Origin of the sequence: Flagellimonas chongwuensis (assembly GCF_013376415.1) — a bacterium.
Classification (GTDB): Bacteria; Bacteroidota; Bacteroidia; order Flavobacteriales; family Flavobacteriaceae; genus Flagellimonas; species Flagellimonas chongwuensis.
Genome location: NZ_WYET01000008.1, coordinates 54,889 through 72,385, shown reverse-complemented (window position 1 = coordinate 72,385; position 17,497 = coordinate 54,889). Strand labels below are relative to the sequence as shown.

12 protein-coding genes and 1 tRNA gene are annotated in these 17,497 nt (G+C 41.6%); 5 read left to right on the top strand and 8 right to left on the bottom strand.

The features are described from left to right. The first annotated feature begins 301 nt into the window (after nt 1-301). On the top strand, nt 302-1,954 hold the full coding sequence (locus GUA46_RS14800; RefSeq protein ID WP_176621142.1) for a sodium:solute symporter: 1,653 nt from the start codon (nt 302-304) through the stop codon (nt 1,952-1,954). Nucleotides 1,955-2,062: 108 nt separating this feature from the next. Here the strand turns inward: GUA46_RS14800 and GUA46_RS14795 are convergent, their stop codons facing one another. Next, nucleotides 2,063-3,100: a sugar kinase gene (locus tag GUA46_RS14795; RefSeq protein WP_176621141.1), complete on the bottom strand. Its 1,038-nt coding sequence runs from the start codon at nt 3,098-3,100 to the stop codon at nt 2,063-2,065. 218 nt (nt 3,101-3,318) lie between these two features. On the opposite strand from GUA46_RS14795, the gene deoC reads away from it, so the two are divergent. Together deoC and deoD are read left to right on the top strand one after the other, a co-directional pair. Beyond that, nucleotides 3,319-3,957, top strand: a complete 639-nt coding sequence (gene deoC / locus GUA46_RS14790) for a deoxyribose-phosphate aldolase (protein ID WP_108245226.1) — start codon at nt 3,319-3,321, stop codon at nt 3,955-3,957. Between the two features lie 9 nt (nt 3,958-3,966). Further along, nucleotides 3,967-4,671 (top strand): purine-nucleoside phosphorylase, encoded by a 705-nt coding sequence (gene deoD / locus GUA46_RS14785; protein ID WP_176621140.1) that lies wholly within the window; start codon nt 3,967-3,969, stop codon nt 4,669-4,671. Between the two features lie 3 nt (nt 4,672-4,674). On the opposite strand, the gene GUA46_RS14780 is transcribed toward deoD, so the two are convergent. The 7 genes from GUA46_RS14780 to GUA46_RS14750 form a co-directional block, all read right to left on the bottom strand. Then, nucleotides 4,675-5,946 carry a mechanosensitive ion channel family protein gene (locus GUA46_RS14780; protein WP_108245228.1) on the bottom strand — a complete coding sequence of 424 codons (1,272 nt, stop codon included), beginning with the start codon at nt 5,944-5,946 and terminating at the stop codon, nt 4,675-4,677. A 161-nt stretch (nt 5,947-6,107) separates the two neighbouring features. Next, nucleotides 6,108-7,877, bottom strand: a complete 1,770-nt coding sequence (locus tag GUA46_RS14775; RefSeq protein ID WP_176621139.1) for an alkaline phosphatase — start codon at nt 7,875-7,877, stop codon at nt 6,108-6,110. Further along, nucleotides 7,874-9,001 carry an alkaline phosphatase gene (locus GUA46_RS14770; RefSeq protein WP_229418523.1) on the bottom strand — a complete coding sequence of 376 codons (1,128 nt, stop codon included), beginning with the start codon at nt 8,999-9,001 and terminating at the stop codon, nt 7,874-7,876. The genes GUA46_RS14775 and GUA46_RS14770 overlap by 4 nt, the downstream gene beginning before the upstream one ends. A gap of 82 nt (nt 9,002-9,083) precedes the next feature. Then, entirely contained in the window at nt 9,084-10,829 is a 1,746-nt protein-coding gene (locus GUA46_RS14765) for a RagB/SusD family nutrient uptake outer membrane protein (RefSeq protein WP_176621138.1), read from the bottom strand. 20 nt (nt 10,830-10,849) lie between these two features. Then, nucleotides 10,850-14,104: a SusC/RagA family TonB-linked outer membrane protein gene (locus GUA46_RS14760; protein WP_176621137.1), complete on the bottom strand. Its 3,255-nt coding sequence runs from the start codon at nt 14,102-14,104 to the stop codon at nt 10,850-10,852. A 150-nt stretch (nt 14,105-14,254) separates the two neighbouring features. Then, on the bottom strand, nt 14,255-15,211 hold the full coding sequence (locus GUA46_RS14755) for a FecR family protein (protein WP_176621136.1): 957 nt from the start codon (nt 15,209-15,211) through the stop codon (nt 14,255-14,257). Nucleotides 15,212-15,332: 121 nt separating this feature from the next. Beyond that, nucleotides 15,333-15,893: an RNA polymerase sigma-70 factor gene (locus GUA46_RS14750; RefSeq protein ID WP_176621135.1), complete on the bottom strand. Its 561-nt coding sequence runs from the start codon at nt 15,891-15,893 to the stop codon at nt 15,333-15,335. A gap of 164 nt (nt 15,894-16,057) precedes the next feature. Here GUA46_RS14750 and GUA46_RS14745 point away from each other — a divergent pair. Together GUA46_RS14745 and GUA46_RS14740 are read left to right on the top strand one after the other, a co-directional pair. After that, nucleotides 16,058-16,141, top strand: a tRNA-Leu gene (locus GUA46_RS14745). Nucleotides 16,142-16,298: 157 nt separating this feature from the next. Beyond that, nucleotides 16,299-17,396 (top strand): hypothetical protein, encoded by a 1,098-nt coding sequence (locus GUA46_RS14740; RefSeq protein ID WP_176621134.1) that lies wholly within the window; start codon nt 16,299-16,301, stop codon nt 17,394-17,396. The last annotated feature ends 101 nt before the right edge of the window (nt 17,397-17,497 follow it).

Here is a 17,497-nt window from a genome sequence, read left to right as displayed (position 1 = left end):
ATTCCGATCAAGAGCAAATACCTTATCTCCCTAGAAATGTTTACTTCAACAAAAGAAATTTAAAAATTAATTTATGCAATCGATTCCGTTAACTATATTTGAAATAAGATATGAAAAAATATGTACTTTTTTAATCAAGATACTGATAAGGTGTTCACATTAACCATTGACAAATACCTAAAAGATATAAACATAATCGATTCAAGTGGAGACGCTATGTGCACTATTGAAAGATCTTAGCATTAATATATATATATCAAACCAATAAATAAAATACTTCGTTAACTAATCAAACTTAATTATGGAATCAGTTTTGGAAAGGCCGGATTGGATTGTTCTGGGCATTTACTTTTTGGCCTTGATCGGCGTTGCCGTTTGGGTGGTATCCCAAAAGAACAAAAATACCGAAGACTATTTTTTGGCCGGTAGAAATGTAGGGTGGTTTGTGATAGGTGCCTCCATATTTGCTTCGAACATAGGCTCGGAACACGTGGTAGGCCTAGCAGGTACAGGGTTTGAAACAGGAACCCCAATGGCGCATTATGAGCTGCATGCTTGGATTGTACTATTGTTGGGCTGGTTGTTCCTGCCTTTTTACATCCGAAGTGGTGCATTTACCATGCCTGAGTTTTTGGAAAAACGTTTCGATAGTCGTTCCCGCTGGTTCTTGTCCATTTTTTCTTTGGTCGCCTATGTGCTTACCAAAGTATCGGTAACCATTTACGCCGGTGGTATTGTTGTTTCCGAGCTTTTGGGAATCCCATTTTGGTATGGAGCTATCGGTGTAGTCATATTTACAGGAATCTATACTGTTGTCGGCGGTATGAAAGCTGTTATTTACACCGAGACATTACAGACTGTTATCCTGATTTTAGGCTCGTTGGTGATTACCTACCTTGGACTGAAAGAAGTAGGTGGTTGGGGACAACTGCACGAAACAGTAACCTCTGTAAGCCCAGACCATTTTAATATGTGGAGACCCATGAGCGACCCTGATTTTCCGTGGACCGGATTGCTGTTCGGTGGAACCATTGTTGGAATTTGGTATTGGTGTACCGATCAATATATTGTCCAGCGTACCTTGGCGGCCAATAATATTAAGATTGGTAGACGAGGGGCCATTTTTGGAGCCTATCTAAAATTGATGCCTATTTTGATTTTCTTGATTCCTGGTATCATTGCCTTTGCACTCACCATTCAAAATCCTGAGGTTTTTAGTGTAGATAGAGCTGATAGGGCTTTCCCTATGTTGGTAAAAACTTTACTGCCTGTTGGATTAAAAGGTTTGGTCGCAGGTGGTCTTATGGCCGCATTGATGAGCTCTTTGGCATCTGTGTTCAATTCATGCTCCACCATCTTCACCATTGATATCTACAAAAAATTGCGCCCAGAAAAATCTGAACGGGAATTATTGACCATTGGTAAGATTGCCACTGGTATTATTGTTGTCTTGGGTATCATCTGGATCCCGATTATGGACAAAATTGGCGGTGGTGTTATGTACCAATACCTACAGAACGTGCAATCATATATCGCACCGCCCGTAACCACGGTATTTTTATTGGGAATCATCTGGAAAAGGGTAAACTCCAAAGCGGCCATTACCACATTATTGGCGGGACTGGTTTTATTAATCCTGCGTTTGGGGTCAGAGATTTATTACCAACCTGAGATTGCAGCAGGAACAGAGTTATCTGGATTTCTGTTTGCGTTTGCTACGGTAAACTTTGCCCATATGGCCATCTTTATGTTTCTTTTTTCCGTAGCGTTGTGCATTGCCGTTACTTTGGCAACCGCTCCACCAAACTATACGACCATAAAAGGACTGTCCTTTGGAACACTGTCTCCCGAGGATCGTATAAATTCAAAAGGTAGTTATAGCACTATCGATATTGTACTTTCGGTGCTCTTGGTGGTAATAGTAATAGGTATCCTTTCTTACTTTACTGGATAATAATAGAAAAATTTATATGTTGAAAAGCCCCGTAATTACGGGGCTTTTCTTTTTCATGGCTGTTCGGTTGATTTACACAATCGATTGTATAAATAGGTAAATAAAAAACTATCTTGCCACCCTTCCTGATGCATCGCCTTCCATCAGCTTTTCCACCTCGGCGATTGTAGCTAGATTCGCATCACCGTAAATGGTATGCTTCAAACAGGATGCTGCAACTGCAAACTCCAAAGCCTTCTGGTCATCATTATAAGTATTCAACCCATATATCAAACCGCCCATAAAACTATCGCCTCCTCCTACTCTATCCACAATATGTGTAATTTGATAGGTTGTCGACTTGTACATTCTTTTCCCATCGTACATTACCCCCGCCCATGTATTGTGCGACGCGCTAATGGAACCTCTTAAAGTTGTAATTACTTTTTTGGCTCTTGGGAATTTTTCCATCATTTGTTCGCAAACTGATAAAAATGCTTCAGCTGTTACATCCTTACCATCTTTATGGACATCCAGTCCTTTGGGATGAATACCAAAATGTTTATGTGCATCTTCTTCATTGCCGAGGATCACATCGCAATATGACACCAATGGGGTCATAATTTTCTCCGGTTCCACTCCATACTTCCACAATTTAGCTCTATAGTTTAAATCCGTTGAAATGGTGAGTCCCATATCACTGGCCACCTTAACGGCCTCCAAGCAGGCATCGGCAGCACCTTGTGAAATTGCAGGTGTAATACCCGTCCAATGGAACCAGTGAGCATCTTTGAAAACTTCTTTCCAATCTATCATTCCGGGTTGAATTTCTGCCATGGCAGAATGGGCTCTATCATAAACTACTTTGCTCCCTCTACTTACGGCCCCCGTTTCCAGAAAATAAATTCCAAGTCTATCGCCTCCATAAGCAATATGATTGGTACCTACGTTCCGCTTTCTCATTTCCATAAGAGCACATTCGCCAATATCATTTTTGGGCAAACGCGTAACAAATTCCACGGGAAGGCCATAATTGGCCAAGGATACAGCTACGTTGGACTCCCCTCCCCCATAAATGACATTAAATTCTGATGCCTGAGAAAACCTTAGGTTTTCTTTGGGGGCCAAACGGAGCATGATTTCTCCAAATGTTACAATTTTTTTCATTTTATTTGTTTTGTTAAACATAGTTCAGTACACCTAGCAAACTACTATATTCCAAGCAAATTCCATTGCTATTCAATGAAGAATTTTTAACAAATTGGGGGTTTGTTTTGATATGTAGAAAAGAGGTGTGCCGTATCAGCATATGTTTAAAAATCTTAGACCATCTGTCGGAAGAATAAATGGTATATGTTGGTTATCTTTAGCTTTTAATCACTATTATTCCTTTGGAAAAATACATTGACCATACCAATTTAAAGCCTACGGCCACCACTACCGATATTGAAGCATTGTGCAAAGAGGCCATTGAATATAATTTTTATGCCGTTTGCGTTAACGGCTGCCATGTATCCTCCGCAAAAAAAGTACTGAGGGGAACACATATAAAAATTGCTGCCGTAGTGGGTTTTCCATTAGGAGCCATGTCTTTCAAGGCAAAGGTCCAAGAAGCAGTCGACTGTATTGAAAACGGTGCGGATGAAATTGATATGGTCATTAATATAGGATGGTTAAAATCGAAAGATTATGATGCCGTTCGAGAGGAGATTGAAGCTATTAAAAAAGCCATTGGCGACCATGTACTAAAAGTAATCATTGAAACCTGTTTCCTATCAAATGAAGAGAAAGAAATAGCGTGCCGTTTAGCTGTTGAAGCAAAGGCGGATTATGTAAAAACCTCTACCGGTTTTGGTACGGGCGGAGCCACGCTGCAAGATGTGGCCCTCATGAAAAGAGTTGTTGGCGATAACGCAAAAATAAAAGCTTCAGGTGGAATTAAGACCCGTGAAGAAGCCTTAAAATATATTGAACTCGGTGTATCCCGAATTGGAACCTCATCTGGACCATCATTAATTCAATAAAAACAAGTAATGAGCACCCATATTGAAGCCAAACAAGGAGAGATTGCCGCCACGGTCTTAATGCCGGGGGACCCCCTGCGTGCTAAATGGATTGCGGAAACTTTTCTGGAAGATGCCTTTTGCTATAACAAAATACGGGGTATGCTCGGTTACACGGGAACATACAAGGGCCAAAGAATATCTGTTCAAGGCAGCGGTATGGGCATGCCCTCCGCCATGATTTATTTTCATGAGCTGATTCAAGATTATGAGGTCAAGAACATTATCCGCGTGGGTTCTGCAGGTTCCTACCAAGAAAATGTAAAAATAAACGATGTGGTATTGGCGATGGCCGCTTCAACCACTTCGGGCATCAACAACTCAAAGTTTATCAACTCCGATTATTCCCCCACTGCCAATTTTGAGCTTTTTATTAAAGCAGTGAATTATGCACAGGAACATAAAATTCCGATAAAGGCAGGCAATGTACTTTCTTCCGACGAATTTTATGTAGATGACCCGGAGGAGTACAAACTCTGGGCACAATATGGAGTGCTTTGTGTGGAAATGGAAACAGCCGGACTTTACACCATAGCCGCAAAGTACAACATAAAGGCTTTGAGCATCCTTACCATTTCAGATTCATTGGTGACGAAGGAAAGATTATCGGCCCACGCCCGTGAAAGTTCTTTTAAGGATATGGTGAAAATTGCTTTGGCCGCCGCTTTGCCCTAAAAATCAGGCTTTAGGTTCGTCTTCCTCAACAGGAACGAACTCTTTTGTAACGGGAAGCTCAAAAAGCTCCAAAGAAAAATATGGTAGAGCAGCGAGCAGATGATCAAATATATCGGCCATCACATATTCATAATTTTCCCATCTTTTATCTGAACTGAACGCATAAATCTCCAAGGGAATGCCCTGTGGAGTAGGTTGTAACTGCCTAACCATCAAAGTCATATTTTTATTTATGGCAGAGTGACCTTCCAAATAGGTCGTCACATACTTCCGGAAAACACCGAAATTGGTGAGATTCCTTCCATTTACCAATAATTCTTTATTGATTTTGTTATCTTGATTGTAGGCTTTAATCTGTTCGTTTCTGGCATTTATATAAGCTTCAACCAATTGTATTTTCTTAAGCTTTTCCAGTTCCTCTTCGGTTAAGAAACGAATGCTCTTTTGCCTTATAATCAACGATCTTTTGATTCGCCTTCCCCCCGAAACCTGCATACCCCTCCAGTTCTTGAAGGAATCCGAAATCAGTGCATAGGTAGGGATAGTAGTAATGGTCATGTCAAAATTTCGGACTTTGACCGTTGCCAAACTGATCTCTACCACGTCGCCATCGGCCCCATATTTTTCAAACGTAATCCAGTCCCCGATGCGGACCATGTCGTTTATGGTCACTTGAATACTGGCCACCAAACCTAAAATGGAGTCCTTGAAAATAAGTAGGACCACTGCTGATGCCGCACCCAAGGCGGTAAAAAACTTCCAAACCGTAGTACCTGTTACAATAGCAAAAATGGTAAGTATACCCACTATCCATGCAAAAATCATGAATACCTGCACATAGCTGTTTATAGGTTTGTCCTTAAACTTGGGCCGGGTTTTTAAATAGCCATTTACACTTTTAAAAAACTTACGGAATATGACCAAGACCAGAAGAACAAAGAGAATTTTAATGGTCTTCAGTGCTATGCCCTCTGCGTAATCGAAATCTTCGAACGCTATGGGTACAAATTCCAATAAAATGGTAAGTGGAACCACGTGTGCCACGTACCTCGGAACCCTATGTGCAACCAGAAAATTATCGAAATTATTCTTGGACTTTCTGGCCAAGCGAACGGAAACACCTCTTAGAATCTTCCAAATCAGGATATCGAGCAAGAGCACCAGGACGAGGACAACCAACATCAACACAATCAAATTGATGTAAGTGGCAATGCCTTCCGCCATTCCCAACTCAATTAGATAGTTATAAAGCAAACGACCTAAATCCTTGTCCATAGTTTGTCTTTGAAAGAAATATGGCACAAAATTAAGGAAACTAATCCTGCTCCCAATAGTTCCTATTCATGATTTTATTTCAGAGCTGAGGGTGTTGACTTGATAATGTATCTTTAAAAAACCAAGGACATCTTTGTTCAAAAAATGTCCTTGATCATATGCTACTTCAAAGAATCCAAGATTTTTTTAAAGATCTCCGTATTTTCATAAACCCCATTAAAATTAATGGCTCCTGGTCCATAAGCAAATACGGGCACCATGATTCCTGTATGGTCTACTGTTAAGAAATCGCCCTGGATTGTACCGGTTTCTAGATTTCCACCCACTATCCCAAAACCGGATGTCTCGTGATCTGCAGTAATAATCACAAGGGTATTCTTATTGGAATCTGCAAATTTTATAGCTTCAGCAATGGCACGGTCAAAGTCCAACATTTCAAGAACAATGTCGCTGGTACTGTTGGAGTGTCCACCGTTATCAATTTGGGCAGCTTCTACCATCAAAAAGAAAGGATTGTTCTTTGACCCCAAAACCTGAAGCGTTTTGGCAACACTTTTGGGAAGTGCGTTTCCTCTACCATTTGCCATGGATGGCGCCTTATTGTCCCCTAGATAGATTGCTGTTGGTTCGTCCAATTCACTGAGAGAAGAAAGGTCTGTGGTGGAAAATTTTTCTTCAATATTTTTTTTCTCTCCTTCACCACCAGCAACAAAAAGATTTAACTGACTACGTTTTAAATCCGCTACCAGACCCGGGGTGTCATCCCGTTCTACCCTGTGGGCATAGAAAGATGAGGGCGTGGCACCATAAATGGCATCCGTTGACACTATGGCGGTGTTAAAATTTTTCTTGCTCAGCTCATCGGTTAAATTGAATAAGTTTTCGCCATCCGGCCCTACACCGATTGCACGGTTATTGGTCTTTTGCCCTGTGGCCATAGCCGTGGCACCAGCCGCCGAATCGGTTATAAGATTATCATAGGAAGCGGTCTTGGACAGTCCGATATTTTTCAATGATGTTATAGTAAGATTTCCCCTATTGGCAATCATGGCCGAAGAAATCTGGGCAAGACCATTTCCATCTCCTATCATTAAAATGATATTGGCAGGTTTGGAATCGGCATCATATTCATATTTGGGTGTATAAACCTCAACTGGCGATTCCAAGGTAAAAGTGTTTTTGTCCACATCGTCCAAATATTGTTTTGCCAGTGCCGGTTTGTCCGTATTGATAAAGTCTACTCCCAATTTGGCCAAACGTGCCCAAGCAGTCTTTGTATCCGGTGCGGCCCAAAACCTAAACGGTTTTCCGGATGCCTTGGCCTTGGAAATCGCATCTTTTACTTGGGCTAAATCCGGTCCTGTCATTCTTCCATAGCCGTTCCATACCGAATAGTTTTTATAGCTCGTGCTCACCAATGCGACCTTACTCAAATCAATAGTTCCTAGCTCTTCCAAATTTTGATGGTCGAACCAAATAAAATCAGGATAGTTTTTGTATTCCTCAGGTTTTGGTCGATTGCCGGATATCACAAATTTGACTTTGCCATCTGATATCAATTCCGGATACTCCTTCAACACATCTACCAGTTTTTTTAAAGTGGTAGATGCTTCGGACTTGATATCGATAAGTAATTGAAGTTCCCTAAGCTTCCCGGATGCTTCCAGATCATTGAGTTGATTCAAATATAGTTTGTTCAAAGTATACCCTTCTACGATTTCCTCTTCCGCATGGGTAACATATAGCTCATTGTTCTTCAAAAAAACATCAGCTTCAATGGATGATGCTCCGCTACTGTATGCAAACCAGAATGGTAATTCTTGTGCATAGTCGTTATGTGAGTGAATTTTGTAACTATTCTGGCCGAAAACTTTTCCGGAAATAAAGAGCACTACTCCGGCAATAATCAACAAATAGGTTCTTTTTCTCATTTTGTTTGATTTATGGCTTTTAACATTTTATGGTAAATCTCGTTGTTCTCGTAAATTCCCTGAAAGTTTTCTGCTCCCTGACCATTGGCAAAAACCGGAATCAACTCGCCACTGTGCTGGTCCGTATTGAAATATACCGATACTTTTTCGGGAACCTCCTTTTTTTCTCCGGTACTTTCGTCCATCTGATAGTGTTTGCCTATGCTCACACCGCCTGTTTCATGATCTGCGGTAACTACCAATAATGTATTGGGATTGGCTTTTACATAATCCAAAACAACACCGAGGGTCTTATCAAAATCCAAGACTTCGGATATCATCATTTCTGCATCTTTGGCATGGCCTCCCCAATCTATGTACGACCCCTCTACCATCATAAAAAACGGTGCATCCTTCTTATCTAAATAATCCAAGGCCATTTTGGTGGCTTCGGACAAATAATCGCCTCTTCCTTCAACTTTTGATGGTATCCCATCATCCGCCAATACATAGGCATTCCTTTTGCCTATTTCGGGTTTTGAAAGCCCTAAGGTATCCAAATGATAGTTCTTGGACAGTAACTCGGCAAAAAGGTCTTTGCCATCTTCTCTTTGGCGGAAAAACTTTTTACCTCCTCCAGCAAAAAAATCGACTTCGGCATCTATCAACTGAGCTGCAATTTCCTCGTGCATGTCACGGTCTGTGACGTGTGCATAAAAACTGGCAGGTGTTGCATGTGTTATGGTGGTGAGACTTATTAACCCGGTTTGATATCCTTGCTCCTTAAGTTGCTCTAAAATGGTTTCTTTTGGAAGGGAATCCGAAGACACTCCTATGGCTCTTTTATAGGTTTTCTCTCCAGTCGAGAAGGCCGTGGCCCCTGCGGCCGAATCGGTAATAGTGTAATCCGTTGCGGACGTTTGGTGAAACCCAATTTGTTTGAACCGTGAAAAATTCGGCAAGCTGTCGCCAAAATAATAGGCGGATGAGACTTGTGGCACACCCATTCCGTCACCAATCATAAAAATGATGCTCAAGGGTTCCTTGGAAACTACTTCTTTCTGTTCTTGTTCTTTTTTAGTACTACAGCCCACCGGGCCTAAAACAGCCATTGCCGCAATAACCATTCGATATAAAATCTTCATGCTCTTTTCTTTGTTGTTTATAAAAATATAAGCGACAAGTGGAAAAACCAACTTGCCGCTTAGCTAAAAAATACACCTGATCTTAATAACCTTCGTTCTGCTCCAAATATCCTGCAACATTGGATGCTCCATCTATTGCATCTTGTGGAATCGGGAACAATCTATGATATACGTTGTCGTCCGTTTTTTCTGTCCAAGTGTCCTCGTAGTGACCAAATCGAATCTGGTCTCCTCTTCTAAAACCTTCCCAGTAGAGTTCAAATCCTCTTTCACGGAACAAAATTTCCAAATCAATCGCCGGTAACGCCTCCGGGGTTTGAGCCGGACGGGCCGTTCTTGAAGTTCTTACGGTATTTACATCGCCCAAGGCACCAGCATTGTCACCCGTTCTTAGTTTTGCTTCGGCGCGCATTAAATAAATTTCTGCCAAACGCATCAGTACCAAATCAACACTGCTATAGTTGTTTCCGTTGGGTGAAGTGCGACTAAACTGATACTTGGAAACGCGGTAACCATTTTTGTGCAATCTTCCTTGATTGGTAAAATCCACCTGCAAATTATGGTTCACATAATCCACATCCCTATCAGGGCCATTTCCTTTTCTTTGAATCACTGGATAGATACGGTAACCTTCATCACAAGTATAAAAAGCACCGTTCTCGTCCTTACGAGGTCCCCAAATTACTCCTCGGATAATCCCTCTATTGATTTCAAAATCGTCAGCGGAAACACAGTAATAGTGGTCTTCATCATTTTCGGGAGAAACTCCTGTCAAATCCTGAAGCTCTGCTGGAATCATTTGATTTTCTTGATAGAATCTTGCATCCGCCTGTGCTGGATCTATATCCCCGTAGGCATCTACCCAAGTTTGATAAAAATCGGATGTAATTGCAGGGCCATCCGTTCCATCAGCACTTGGGTGCTCTGGTCGAGGATACCACGAACCTGCCAATGACCAATAGGCCCACCGACTATGTTCATTGTTCATTACCCCACGCTGGTCCAGCGCAAAAATCAACTCGGGATTGTCGTGGTTCTCATCATTGAAAAGTTCAAAATACTCTGGGGACAATGAAAACATTCCTGAATTGATAATGTGATCGGTGTATTCGATTACATTGTTCATATCCTCTTGGGTAAAATCCGGTGTTCCGTAAGGATCACGATATACTGCGGCATTCAAGCTCAATCGTGCCAAAAAGCCCCACACGGCAGCTTGGGTAATCCTTCCTGGCCCCCTACTCGTATTAATGACATCCACAACGGACAGTAATTCACTTTCGATATAATCGATGGCTTCTTGCCCTCTTAAAATCTCCGATAGCTCGCCAGAAACTTCTTTTCTAAAGGCCAATCCCCAACTATCCAAGGTCAGCATGTTCAAATAGGCCCTCAACGCTATCATTTCATATAATGCTCCTTCTGCTTGCGTATCTCCGGCTTCTGCAAGAGGTTGTAGAACCTCTATAGCAGTAATGGTTCTGGAAATATTTCGGGTCACTTCGTTCCAAGAGCTTCCCACAAGATCATTGCTGGGCGCGATGTCGTGTGAATGGGCATCCAAAAACTTCCCGTTGTCATACCAATCCGTTCCACCACGGTAAGGCAATATGGCCTCATCGGCGGGAATCAATTGCAGTCCGTAATAGTTGGTATGTCGCCAAGTCCAGGCTATTTGCCCATAGGCTGGTGCAATGGCCCCGCTGATTGCTTCGGCCTGACCGCTACCCTCGAGGGATTCATCAATAACTTCTTCTTCAAGATCGGTACAGCTTATGTTGGTAAGCAAGCCTATTCCAAATAATGCAATTATTATTCTATTCTTCATTTTTTGAAGTGTTTTTTTGATTAAAATGATACGTTTAGGCCAAAAACAAGGGTTCTTGTTTTGGGATAGTTGAAGTAATCAATACCAAAGGTCTGTATCCCGTCTATGGTCAAGTTGGAATTGATCTCAGGGTCAAACCCACTATAATCCGTGATCACAAACAAGTTTTGTCCGGTTATCGACAAGCGAATGGCATTGACCAATCCATCCAGCCCAATCAACGCAGGGTTTAGGTTATATCCCAACGTGGCATTGTTCAACCTTAGGAAATCCCCATCTTCCAAATATCTGGTGGATACGGCATTGGAGTTGGTAATATCCTCCTCGGGAAACTGTGTGGCAATGGATGTGGTATTGAAGTTGGAAGTCAGGAGCCCTTTACTGAACAAGGACATGGCGGTATGGTTGTAGACCTTGTTTCCTGACACTCCGTTAAAATTCAATCCAAGGTCAAAATTCTTATAATTGAAGTTCAGGTAGAATGCATAGATCAAATCTGGCAATGCACTTCCCACAACCTGTCTATCATCGGATAAAATACTGAGCCCATCATCCCCGATTCCCAAAAACTCCTGCATGTAAAAAGCACCTATTGGCTCTCCATTGATGTTTCCGTTAATGGTGGCATCGGTTTGTCCCGCTCCCTGTGCAGCACCCGTAGTCAACACCTCATATGGTGAATTGGTCACCTCGTTCTTGGTGTACGCAAGGTTCCCCCCTATATTAAAGGAAAAGTCCCTGCTGTAATCGCTTTGGTAGTCCAAGGAGAGTTCTATACCGCTGTTCTTGATTTCCATATCCGCAATATTGGTCCAATATTTATCGGTAGGTTGAACAGGATCTGCCGGTGTTACTTCCAGCAAAATGTTCTCGGATACTTTATTAAAGTAGTCCAAAGTACCCGACAAACGGTTGTTGAACAGTCCAAAATCGAGACCAAAATCCAACTGTTCCGACACTTCCCACTGAATATCGGGATTTGCCAAACGGGTAAATATAGTTCCGTAAGGATAATCCGCCAAAGTGCTTTCATCACCATTTATTGGATAGGAATCGTTATTGTCCCTACTATCGGTAAAACTTCTTTTGGTAATTTTTGAAGGTATCTCCTGATTACCTGTTCTACCCCAGCTGGCCCTTAGTTTCAAATTGTTGATAGTAGCGTTATCACTTAAGAATTCCTCGTTCATAATATTCCATCCTGCCGCTACGGAAGGGAAATATCCGTACTTGTTGTTTCCCCCGAATTTGGATGACCCGTCCGCTCTCATAGTAGCCGTTAACATGTATCTATTGTCAAACACATAATTGGCCCTTCCAAAAAAGGATTGCAGCTCGTTCTCGGTGGCATAGGTGTTCATATAGGTCGGCATATCCTCGGAGCTGATCTGATCTTGATATTTTGGATCTATTCCGTTATCGGAGAAATCCTCCATCTCAAAACTTTTCTGGTGCACAAAGGTTTCTTGATAGGTATGCCCGACCAAGAAAGTAAAGTTGTGCCTGTCAGTCATCAAATTGTAAGTCAAGGTGTTTTCAATAAGACTGTTCTTATTGGTCGTATAGATGCTGTTCAGTTCGCCCCTGACAAAATCTTCCAACAGCGAGTATGGTTTTAGCTGTATGTCCCTAGCGGTAGAAGAGTAATCCACACCCAAGTTCAATTTATAGGTAAGGCCTTTTACGATTTCTACGGAAGGTGCCAAATTGGCCAGAATACGATGGTTCACGGCATCATCACTATAGATTCGCTCTCGTGTCAAAGGGTTGAGCATGTTGTCCAACAAAGCTGGCTCACCATCAACATACAATGGCAGTGTAGGGTTCAACTGAAGCATATCCCTTACTATGGCATCAGAATCGGCACGAAGGTTCTCCGTTCTGGTAGCGGTCATATTGAACTCGACCTTTAACCGATCATTGAATGCTCTTTGGGTAAGGTTCAATCTTCCTGAATAACGCTTAAGGTCGTTGCCCCTAAGAATTCCTTCTTGGTCATTAACTCCCAAAGAAGCTCGGTATGAGAATTGCTCGGATGCTCCGCTCATGGCCAAGTTCACATTCTTGGTAAACCCGGTTCTGCTGAGGGCATCTTGCCAATTGGTATTGGCCCCTCCATCATCCAAAGTACCTCCTGCAGCAACAACCTCTTGTCTAAATTGATTTGCAGAGAAAACATCCACTTGATTGGCCAAGCTCGAAAAACCAGTGGACACGTTCAAATCCATTTGGGTTCTTCCGGCCTTGCCCCTTTTTGTAGTGATCACAATTACACCATTGGCTGCCCTAGCCCCATAAATGGCTGCGGCAGAGGCATCCTTTAATACATCGATACTTTTAATATCCTGCGGGTTGATGAAGTTCAACGGGTTGGTCGGCACCCCGGTACTGGTGTTGTCCAGAGCAAATCCGTCAATTACATATAATGGCGTTGTCCCGGAACGAAGACTACCTACGCCCCGAATGATCACATCTTGTTGTGCACCCGGTTCACCGCTTACGTTGGAAATATTTACACCGGCAACCTTACCTTGTAAAAGCTGACCTGGGTTCATTACAATTCCTTTGTTAAAATCCTCACTGTCCACCGAGGCAATGGAACCGGTTACATCCGTTTTTCTTTGTGTTCCATATCCAACCACAACAACATCTTCCAGCATGGTCGCGTCTTGTGCGAGCTGTACATTTATGGTACTCTGTCCGTTAACCTCAACTTCTTGTGATTTGTACCCTAGATAAGAAACCTGAAGAACGGCATCATTCTCGACCTCAATGGTGTAGTTTCCATCAAAATCTGTAATGGTGCCGTTGCCCTTGCCTTTCTCCATAACGGATGCCCCCGCCAAGGGAACTCCGTTTTCATCGGTTACCTGCCCGGTAACTGTCAGAAAAACCACTTCAACCACTCTTTTAGGAGCTTTGGGCTTTACATCTATGGAAATGGTATTGTTTATTCTTCTAAAAGTTAGGTCGGCGTCTTTGGCCATCAATTCCAAAACAGATTTCAATGAAACGTTTTGGTACGCAATGTTATAGGTATTCTGCAACCTATCCACTTTGCGGTCATATACAAATTTGAAATCGGTTTGATCTTCAATTTGTCTCAGCACATCTACTACGGTGGCGTCGTCCACAGACAGATCCACCTTAAAACTTTCCAAGTTCTGACCTCTGGCATCGGCAGCAAGCACCGGATTCAGCAGGGACAAAACAATCAGAAAGCAAAATGTATGGAATGTCAACTTGATTAATTGTTTAATAGTTAGTGAATTCATAATTTCACATAATGTTTAAATGGTTATGATTATTTGTAATTATTGAACTATCGACAGCCTATTTCCGCTCGCCAAAGTGTAATGGGCTGTCTCTTTTTTAATGAGTTTGTTTCTATGTCATAGTTTATTGATGTTTGGTTTCAGTTGGTTTTAGTCTGTACATTTTCCCCTTAATTGAATTTTTTTGCTGTTCAGGAACTCATAGCTTATTCCCTTTTTCGCATAAACGATGCTTTCTAGGACGGCACTCAACCTTTCGTTGTTATAGGATGCCGTTAGATGGCAATCCCCTATGTTTTCATTATCCACTTCAAAGGTCACCCCATACCATCGTTCCAAAGTTTCGAGTACTTCTGAGAGTTCTGCATCTTCAAAATGAATGATACCATCTTTCCAATGTAGTAAGGCTGCGATATCAATTTTCTTCTTTGAAATGGACTTTGATTGCTTATCGAACACACCTTGTTCGTTTGGCATCAAGAAGATTTGCTTTTCCTTAGAAGCCACCTTTACTTTTCCCGTGGCTACGGTTACGGCCACTTGATTGCTTTCGGAGTAGGTATTTACATTGAAAGATGTTCCCAAAACTGTGGTCTCCACCTCCCCAGATTTTATGATGAAGGGTTTATCAGGGTTTTCTGCCACATCAAAAAAGGCTTCACCATCCAACTCCACTACCCGCTTATCGGCTTCGAATAGTTTAGGGAACTTTATGGTACTGCCCGAGTTTAGGTACACTTCGGTACCATCGGCCAAAACCAGATTCAATTTTTGCCCCCAATCCGTGGATTTGGTCAATATTATATTAGGTTCTACCTCTATTTCTTGATGGGTATAGTTGTACAAAAAGTAGGATAGCCCCATCAACAAGATCAGTGATGCCGCAATTCTGCCCCAGTGTAAAAAAGGGTTTCTTGTCTTGGAACTTTGGATACCCTTGGCCAATTTTTGACCAATTCCGCTCTTATGTTGGGCGTTTTTAAATACATTTTGATGATTCTTAGAAAGCAGTTTGTAATCAAAAGCTTCCAAAAGGGATTCTTCCTCTCTGGTAATGGTTCCATTGAGGTATTTCTTCATCAATACCTTAATCTCATTTTCAGTCATTGTATGCCCGTTTCAACTACAAGTACCAGAAACGCACAGGGACGCACATTCAAAAAATGCGGTTTAATGATTACTTAAACTTAATGGGCAGTGCTTAACCTTTAGCTAAAAAAGAAGTCGCTTAAAGGAACATTGACTTAACAATGGAAAGATCTTTTCGAAGTCGCCTGAGCGCAAAAGAAATCTGATTTTCAACTGAGCGATGGGAGATATTGAGCTGGTTTGCAATCTCTTTATTACTGATATTATGGATTCGGCTCAACCTAAAAACTTCCTGACACCGTTGCGGAAGGTTGGCCATACTCCTATCGATACGTTTGGAAAGTTCGAGCACATCTTCTTCCTGCTCAATTTCGGAAGCCACATAAATGGATTCGGCAACATCAATCTGTGTTTTGTTGAACTTGGTATCCCTTAATGAGTTATAGCACTTATAGCGAATAGCTTTGAACAAATAAGACTTGATGTTTTCCACCTCAACATGTTCCCTTCGCTGCCAATAATCTATCCAAATATCCTGAACAAGGTCCTTGGCAAGGGAATTATTCATGATCAAGGAAGCTGCATAGGTATACATGGGCTCCCACAAGATGGAAAACAATGAGTTAAAGGCTTCCCTGTCCGAGTCTTGGACACGAAGAGCTAGTTCTTGCTGCGCTTCATTTGTATGGGGGTGTTTCATCAAAGGCAAATTTCAGAAAAATAAGAGGAGACAGATATTATGATTTTGTAAACTTTGTGCAAAGTCGAAACGGTCGTCCCCCTAAAACCAACCTTCATAAAAAGCCATTAAATCCCTCTCCTTTTGCCCAAAAAAATTATATTTGCACACTTAAAATTCCAAAGGCCCACGTGGTGGAATTGGTAGACACGCTACCTTGAGGGGGTAGTGTTCGTAAGGACGTGCTGGTTCGACTCCAGTCGTGGGCACAGAAAAAAACCGCAATTGCTTGCGGTTTTTTTGTTTTAATGACTTTATCGGCAAATTGAACAAGCGTCATTGTTTTACTTTCTACTTTTTTAATTATTTTCCAGTTTATTCCTAAATAATTGAATTTGTATAAACCTTTCTTAAAGTAACGTTTGCATGGATGCTCAGATTTCACATGAAATTTCCATGTTTTATGGTTGGTGGCAGCTTTCGGTATGCCTATTTGCCTTTCTTTCCTTAATGTCCATTTGGTACCATATTGGGAAAAGGCAACACGATTATGGTCCGGTTTGGCTTGCACTATCCGTCTTATGTTGGGCATTTTCGGGTCTTATTGAAATTATATTTAACAATAGCTCAGTCTATTCACATTATAAAGACGGACTCACAAGTATCCTCTCACTGACCAACAGTTTATTTATCCTAATGGCGCTGCCATGGTTCAAATACTTACCTGCCCCCCTTACCCCGTTGATCAAGTCGAAATTATGGCCCCTTATCATAGGGATCCCATTTGCTTTTGCCCTGTTTCCTACATTGTTTAAAATATTCTTGGTACGCGAAGCCTACGTCATCAATGAACTTGACGTGGTTTATGCATTGCTGACCTTGATTTTCTTGGGATTTGTACTTTGGGAATCATTTATCAAAAGAAGGCTATTATTATTGGGTTGGCTGGCCTTGATTACCATACTGGTCACCTTAATGGCTCAGATTTATAAATTAATGGACAACAACATCAATTTATTGTTGTTCTCGGCCATATTTAAAACATCATTGATCATGTTGTTTTTTGCCCTTGCGCTAAGCTGGGTCAAAGAACTTACGGAAACATTGATACCAGACCCATTTCAATTGAAAATAAAGTTTATCAAAAAGGACCAAAAACCAAGTACAATGGCCAACTCCGTTTCCTTGATTGGGTTCCCTGGTGATAAAGACCGTATTATACAACTCACACCTGCCCTTTATCGACTTTTCAAGGAATTTGCCCAGCGCAAAAAAGGCATGACTGATGATTGGTTGGAAATAAAACCAAAAAACTTTGATGTCACAAAAGACTACGACATTAGTGACCATAACGAATTAAAAAGATTACTGGAAGCCATTCTTAATGGCCTTTTCGGCAAAAAGAACTGGACCAAGGACAAACACTATGAGCCCCTAAAAGCAACATTGTTCGAGATGTCGGAAAATAGGGAAAGAAAAATTAGGCTTCGCATTCCAAAAGAAAACATATACATTGATTATTAGATAGTTACATTAATTTTGTCTGCCTTAGTGTTACCGACATTTATAAATCTATTCCGACAAAGCGCTTCTTAATTAAACCTAAAATCGAAATTCAGGCAAAC

What these genes read in the sequence shown, in the direction of transcription:
- GUA46_RS14800 (WP_176621142.1), top strand. Translation starts at nt 302, where the DNA reads ATGGAATCAGTTTTGGAAAGGCCGGATTGGATTGTTCTGGGCATTTAC.
- GUA46_RS14795 (WP_176621141.1), bottom strand. Translation starts at nt 3,100, where the DNA reads ATGAAAAAAATTGTAACATTTGGAGAAATCATGCTCCGTTTGGCCCCC.
- deoD (WP_176621140.1), top strand. Translation starts at nt 3,967, where the DNA reads ATGAGCACCCATATTGAAGCCAAACAAGGAGAGATTGCCGCCACGGTC.
- GUA46_RS14780 (WP_108245228.1), bottom strand. Translation starts at nt 5,946, where the DNA reads ATGGACAAGGATTTAGGTCGTTTGCTTTATAACTATCTAATTGAGTTG.
- GUA46_RS14775 (WP_176621139.1), bottom strand. Translation starts at nt 7,877, where the DNA reads ATGAGAAAAAGAACCTATTTGTTGATTATTGCCGGAGTAGTGCTCTTT.
- GUA46_RS14770 (WP_229418523.1), bottom strand. Translation starts at nt 9,001, where the DNA reads ATGAAGATTTTATATCGAATGGTTATTGCGGCAATGGCTGTTTTAGGC.
- GUA46_RS14765 (WP_176621138.1), bottom strand. Translation starts at nt 10,829, where the DNA reads ATGAAGAATAGAATAATAATTGCATTATTTGGAATAGGCTTGCTTACC.
- GUA46_RS14760 (WP_176621137.1), bottom strand. Translation starts at nt 14,104, where the DNA reads ATGAATTCACTAACTATTAAACAATTAATCAAGTTGACATTCCATACA.
- GUA46_RS14755 (WP_176621136.1), bottom strand. Translation starts at nt 15,211, where the DNA reads ATGACTGAAAATGAGATTAAGGTATTGATGAAGAAATACCTCAATGGA.
- GUA46_RS14750 (WP_176621135.1), bottom strand. Translation starts at nt 15,893, where the DNA reads ATGAAACACCCCCATACAAATGAAGCGCAGCAAGAACTAGCTCTTCGT.
- GUA46_RS14740 (WP_176621134.1), top strand. Translation starts at nt 16,299, where the DNA reads ATGGATGCTCAGATTTCACATGAAATTTCCATGTTTTATGGTTGGTGG.